This is a genomic window from Leisingera sp. ANG-M1, assembly GCF_000813745.1.
In the GTDB taxonomy this organism is placed as follows: Bacteria; Pseudomonadota; Alphaproteobacteria; order Rhodobacterales; family Rhodobacteraceae; genus Leisingera.
This window is the reverse complement of record NZ_JWLC01000021.1, coordinates 228228-234227: the sequence shown is the minus strand read 5'-3', so window position 1 is coordinate 234227 and position 6000 is coordinate 228228. Positions and strand designations below refer to the sequence as shown.

4 protein-coding genes are annotated in these 6000 nt (G+C 67.2%); all 4 read left to right on the top strand.

Annotated features, from left to right (window positions below):
* Window positions 1-245 precede the first annotated feature (245 nt).
* From RA19_RS18725 to RA19_RS18710, 4 genes are read left to right on the top strand one after another with little or no spacing between them, the layout of a single operon-like run.
* Window positions 246-1736, top strand: coding sequence for an aldehyde dehydrogenase family protein (locus RA19_RS18725; RefSeq protein ID WP_039165383.1), 1491 nt, complete (start codon window positions 246-248; stop codon window positions 1734-1736).
* Complete coding sequence (locus RA19_RS18720) at window positions 1733-2995, top strand: aminotransferase class I/II-fold pyridoxal phosphate-dependent enzyme (RefSeq protein ID WP_052261927.1); 1263 nt, start codon at window positions 1733-1735, stop codon at window positions 2993-2995. Before RA19_RS18725 ends, RA19_RS18720 begins: the two co-directional genes overlap by 4 nt.
* A gap of 1 nt (window position 2996) precedes the next feature.
* Window positions 2997-4010 carry a glutamate cyclase domain-containing protein gene (locus tag RA19_RS18715; protein WP_039165380.1) on the top strand — a complete coding sequence of 338 codons (1014 nt, stop codon included), beginning with the start codon at window positions 2997-2999 and terminating at the stop codon, window positions 4008-4010.
* Between the two features lie 22 nt (window positions 4011-4032).
* On the top strand, window positions 4033-5292 hold the full coding sequence (locus RA19_RS18710) for an aminotransferase class V-fold PLP-dependent enzyme (RefSeq protein ID WP_039165378.1): 1260 nt from the start codon (window positions 4033-4035) through the stop codon (window positions 5290-5292).
* Window positions 5293-6000 lie beyond the last annotated feature (708 nt).

The following is a 6000-nucleotide window of genomic DNA, read 5'->3' as shown; positions in this document are numbered from 1 at the left end:
CTGTACCTGCGGGCGATCGGCGACCGGATGAGCTTCATGCCGCCGCTGATCATCAGCGAGGATGAAATCGACATTGCCACCGAGCGGTTCAAGGGCGCGCTGGATGACGCCTGGGCCGTGGTCAAGGCGAAGATGTGATACCTCCCGGGCCCGGCGCCGCTCTCATCCGGGCCCTGCGCCGCTCCGGCTCCCCCGGGGCGGCGCGTCTGACTTTATGAATACCGATCTCGCCAAGGAGAACAGGGATGACAACGCTGCTGGAACCGAAACTGCCCGAGGCCGGGCTGGCGGGAAGCTATATCAACGGGGCCTGGCACCGGCCTGCGGACGGCCGGACGCTGACCATTGAGAACCCCTCCCGCCGCGCGGCTGTATGCGAGGTCGGGCGCGGCACGGAAACCGAGGTCGATTTGGCCGTCCGGGCTGCCCGTGCCGCCCTGCCGGCCTGGCGCTCCCTGGCGGCTGCCGAGCGCGGCAAGCTGCTCGCGGAACTCGGGCGCCGCCTGGAGGAGAACGCCGAGGAAGTGGCGCGGGTGCTGGCGGCCGAAAGCGGCAATGCGATCAAGACCCAGTCGCGCGGCGAGGCGATGGGCGCTGCGGGCGTGCTGAAATACTATGGCGGCGTTGCGGTCGAGCAGAAGGGCGAGACCCTGCCGCTGGGGCCTGGCCTCCTCAGCTATTCGACCCGCGAGCCGCACGGCGTGGTGGGCTCGATCATCCCCTGGAACTCGCCCTTGCAGCTGGGCGCGGTGAAGATCTCGATGGCGCTGGCCACCGGCAACTGCCTGGTGCTGAAACCGGCCGAGGATGCGCCCCTGGCGATCCTGAAGCTGGCCGAGCTGGCGGACGGGCTGTTCCCGCCCGGCGTGTTCAACGTGGTGACCGGCCTCGGCGAGGAAGCAGGCGCGGCGCTGGTCGCGCATCCGGGCGTCGACAAGGTCTCCTTCACCGGCTCGTCGGAAGTGGGCAAGCTGATTGGCAAGGTGACGGCCGACCGCATCGCCAACCTGACGCTGGAGCTGGGCGGCAAGTCCCCGACCATCGTCTTCCCGGATGCGGTTGAAAACGGCCGCCTGGACGCCACTGCGCAGCAGGTCGCCAATGCCATGCGCTTTGCCCGCCAGGGGCAGAGCTGCACCGCGGGCTCGCGGCTGTTTGTGCACAAGGACATCTGGGATGTGCTGATGCCGAAGGTGGCGGAGAAATCCGCCGCGCTGAAGGTGGGCGATGCGCTGGATCCGGATGCGGACATGGGCGCGGTTGTGAATGCCGAGCGCTACGGCGAGATCCGCGGCTTTGTGGCCGAGGCCGAGGCTGAAGGAGCGGAGTTCCTGATCGGCGAAACCCCGGTGGAGGATCCGGCAGGCTTCTGCCCGAACCCGACCATTATCACCGGCGTGGACAACAGCTGGCGGATCGCCCGCGAAGAGGTGTTCGGCCCGGTCATGGTTGCCATTCCGTTTGAGACCGAGGAAGAGGTCATCGCGATGGCCAACGACACCCATTACGGGCTGGCGGCCTTCCTCTTTACCCATGATGTCAGCCGGATCACCCGCCTCACGCGTGCCATCGATGCGGGCTGGATCCAGGTGAACCAGGGCGGCGGCCAGATCCCGGGCATGTCCTATGGCGGCACCAAACAGTCGGGCATGGGCAGCGAATACTCGATCGAGGGCGCGCTGGAGGCCTATACCTACCGCAAATGCGTCACCATCAATATCGAGGCGGAGGCATGAGCGCGGACCGCTTCGGCAACGCCATCGACCCGGGCGTGGGCTATGCCCGGGGGGCGCTGCTGCAGGGTTCGGCGGATGAAGTGCGCCGGCTGGCCCAGGCGGGCCGGGCGGCGGCGGATTTTGTGGCGCGGGAAGGCATCGGCAAGATTGCCATCTGCACCGGCAACCTGCGGTTCTACCCGGCTTCCCCCGAAGATCTGAGCGTGCTCTGCGAGGAATGGGTCGGCCCGGGCCTGTTCAGCGAAGAGCTGCGGCAGGCGGCGATTGCCCATATGGGCGGCGACGGCGATGAGGCGGCGGCGGTGGTCAACCGCACCAGCGCGGGCATCGTGGCCGCGGTGCTGGCCCATGCGCAGGGCCGCCCGGTGCTGTCGCTGGTTCCGGCGGGCGACCGCTCGCACGCCTCTGTCACCCGGGGGGCCAGGCTGGCCGGGGTGCCGGTGGTGGAGGCCTTTGACCTTGCGGAGCTGAAACGCCTGCTGGCGGCGCATCTGCCGCAGCTGCTGGTGATCACCACCGTGACCTCGGAGCTGGCGGTGCTGGAGGATGAGCTGACCGCCGCCGCTGTCCGCCTGGCCAAACGGGCGGGCTGCACCGTGCTGCTGGACGAGGCCTATGGCGCGCGGTTCCGCCCGGTGCTGCATGGCGGTGCGCCGTCGCTGTCGTTCGGGGCGGATCTGGTCATCACCAATGCCGACAAGGCGGGGCTTTCGGGCCCGCGCGCAGGGGTTCTGTGCGGTGATCCGGCCGCTTTGGTGCCGGTGCAGGCCAAGGCCAGCGAGCTGGGCATGGAGGCGCGGGCGCCGGTGGCTGTTGGGGCGATGCGCAGCCTGCAGGGCTTCACCCCGGATCTGCTGCTCCAGGAGGCGCAGGACGGCCAGGATCTGGCCGCCGCGCTGGAGGCGGCGCTTGGCCCGGAACGGGTCAGCCGCTCGGCGCTGGGGCCGAAGATTGACGAACAGGACGCGATGGCAATTGTGCTGGAGATGGCGGGCAAGCCCGGGTCGGCCAGGGTGCCGGCCGAGATCACCGCTGCTGCGGGCATGCTGATGCTGCGCGGTAAGGGCATTGTCACTGTCAACACCCATGGCCAGCCCGGCGGCCGGGTCTCGATCCGGCTGAAGCCGACCTCCGGCGCGGTGGCGCGGGCAGGCGGGGCTGCGGCGGTGGCAGAATGCCTGGTTGCAGCGCTGAGGGAGGTTGCGGCGCATCTGGACGATGCGGCGTGGTTTGCAGACCTGCTGTTCGGAGAGGATTGAGATGGCAAACCAAGACCTGATCACCCGGCTCGACAACCGGCTGGACCAGCTGGTGAATATCGACATGGGCGAGCGCGGCGTCGAGCATCTGTTCGAGGCCGCCCGCGCACTGCAGGGCGGCTCGCTGGCGGGCGCCGCAGCGGATGCGCTGATGGCGGTGCCCGAGGGCGGCACCGTGATCCTCACCACCGGCTCGGTGTCGCGCGCCTGGATCACGCCGGATCTGGGCGAAAACGACGGCCCCTCCGGGGCTGCGGCGATTGCCCGGGCGCTGGTGCTGGCGCGCAATGCCACCTGCGTGATGCTCTGCGAGGAAACCCTGCTGCCCGCGATCCGCAATACCTGCCAGGCGGCGGGGCTGTTCCCGGTCTCGCTGGAGCAGGCGGCCATCGCGCGCGCCGACAAGAGCCTCGCCACCATCGTGATGCTGCCTTATGCCACCGAAGACGCAGCAGGCCAGGCGCAGGCCGTGCAGATGCTGGACGATCTGCAGCCGGACCTCTTGTTCTCGACCGAGCGGGTCGGGCGCAATGAATACGGCGTCTACCACTCGATGAAGGGCATTGATTACGGCATGGGCCGGGCCCGGGTCGACTTCCTGTTCGACGAGGCTTTGGCCCGCGGCATCCCGGTGGTCGCGGTCGGCGACGGCGGCAATGAGATCGGCATGGGCAAGGTGGCGGATCATGTGACGGCGCATGTGCCGTACGGCGATAGCTGCCAATGCGGCTGCGGCGGCGGCATCGGCGCTGTCACCGGCTGCGACGTGCTGGTCACCGCCGCCTGCTCCAACTGGGGCTGCACCGCCATTGCCGCGGCCATGGCGGCGCGCGCGGGCAGCGCCAGGCTGCTGCACACCCCTGAACGCGAGGCGCTGCTGCTCGATACCATGGTGGCCAATGGCCTCATCAACTCCACCCATGGGATCGTCGATGACAGCGTCGACGGCTTCCCCCGGCAAAGCCATCTTGCGGTGGCCGAGCTGTGCCGTACCATCGTGAGCCGCGCGCTCTGACCTCTGACAGGATTTACAGGATATGATCCAGGACAACCCCGCCCTCATCACCGCCATCCGCGACCGCTTTGCCCATGTGGACAGCTGCCCGTTCCAGGGCGAGCGCATCTTCTTTGAAAACGCAGGCGGCGCGCTGACACTGAAATCGGTGGTGGAGACCTCGGCCTTCTATGCCGCCATCCCCGACAACCCGGGCCGCATCAACCCGGCAGGCCAGGGCACGCAAGAGAAGATCAGCACGGCCAAGGAAGACCTGGCCATCTTCATGAACGCCGCGTCCGGCCAGTTCTTTGCCGGCGAAAGCGGCACCGAGCTGCTGTTCCGGATGATCCGCACCGCCTGCGTCAGCGCCCCCAAGGGCGCCAGGGTGATCGGCTCCTCGATCGAGCACCCGGCCACCCGCAGCGCCGCCCGCCGCTGGGCGGAAATTGCCGGGCTGGAATATGTGAACGTCGCCCACAGCAACGAAACCGGCCTGGTCACGGCAGAAGACTACGCCGCGCTGATGACCCCGGATGTGGCGGTGGCCACCATCCTGCACGCCTCGCCGGTCACTGGCATGGGCATGGATGTGGCGGCGATTTCCAAGGCGATCCGCGCGGTGGCGCCGGACTGCCTGATCATCGTCGACGGCATCCAGCACGCCGCCCACGGCCAGCTGGATCTGGCGGCTTACGATGTCGACGGCTATGCGGTCTCGCCCTACAAGGTGTTCTCGCGCCACGGCTACGGCATCGCCTGGATCTCGGACCGCCTCAGCGCCTTGCCGCATGACATGCTGATCGGCGCGCCCGCCACCGGCTGGGAGTTCGGCACCCGCGACACCGGCTCTTATGCCACCCTGTCGGATGTGGTCGGCTACTTCGAATGGCTCGGCGGCGAGGTCTCCTCCGAGACCTCCCGCCGCGGCAGGATCGAAGCCGCAGGCCGCGCCATCCACGCCTATGAGACCCATCTGACCAATACCGCGATCAACGGCACCGGCAACCTGCCGGGGCTGCGCGATATGGCGCATGTCACCATCCTGGCCGGTGCAGACAACCCGGCCCGCGAAGGGCTGGTCTCCATCGTGGTGGACGGCATCGCCTCGGAAGAGGCGGTGGCGGTCCTCAACGCCCAGGGCATCCGCACCCATACCCGCAAGGCCGACCATTACTCCGGCAACGTGCTGGACCCGCTGGGCCTGCCCGATTGCATCCGGATCTCCTTCTGCCACTACAATACCGAGGCCGAAATCGCCAGGATGCTCGCAGCAGTGAAAGAACTCGCCCCCAGCGCATAAGCCGCAGCAAACCGCGGCCAATCCCCGCCCCGAAACCAACGCGCAAAAAGACAGCCCCATTTTGGGGCCGTCCGCTTGCCCAGGGTCAAACCAGGCCAAGATCCGAATCCTTGCCGCCGCGTCGTGGTTTCCCTTGGCTCCATGGCGGTATCCGCCACCGGCAACTCCGGGGTAGGGGACAGGGGCGTTTCGATATCCGGCCCGGGAGACGCGGCATTGACCACACCAACCTGGCGTGACTGCCGCAAACCGGCTTGATCACCTCAGTTGTCTTGCAAGATCTTTAGGCTTCGCGTCTGAGCAGCGGATTGGAGCGGGCGCATTTGGGGACAAACTGGTCAATCGGAATCGAGTAACGGAAAAAAGAACTCGGTTGACCCAGAAAGTTCAAACTGGCCTGACAGCGCATGAATTTAACTAAGAATCATGGCTATGGGGAAAAACAAAACTGGCATCATGGCTGCGGTAACAGCGGCAACTCAAGCGTCGAAAGATGGCGGGTCCGACAGGGCCCACCGAACTTTGCCGAAAGGGGAGAGCCATTGTTGGTCGGCATTCAGTGCTTCTACTTTCTTCGTTTTGTCTTGGGGTTCGGGCAAGCCGAACGCCACAGCGACGTTTTACTAGGGGGCTCTTGCCCCCACGCGCCCACAACCGGAAATCGCCGTGACCGTGTCCTCGGCTGCGCCTGCGGGCCGCACCACTCCC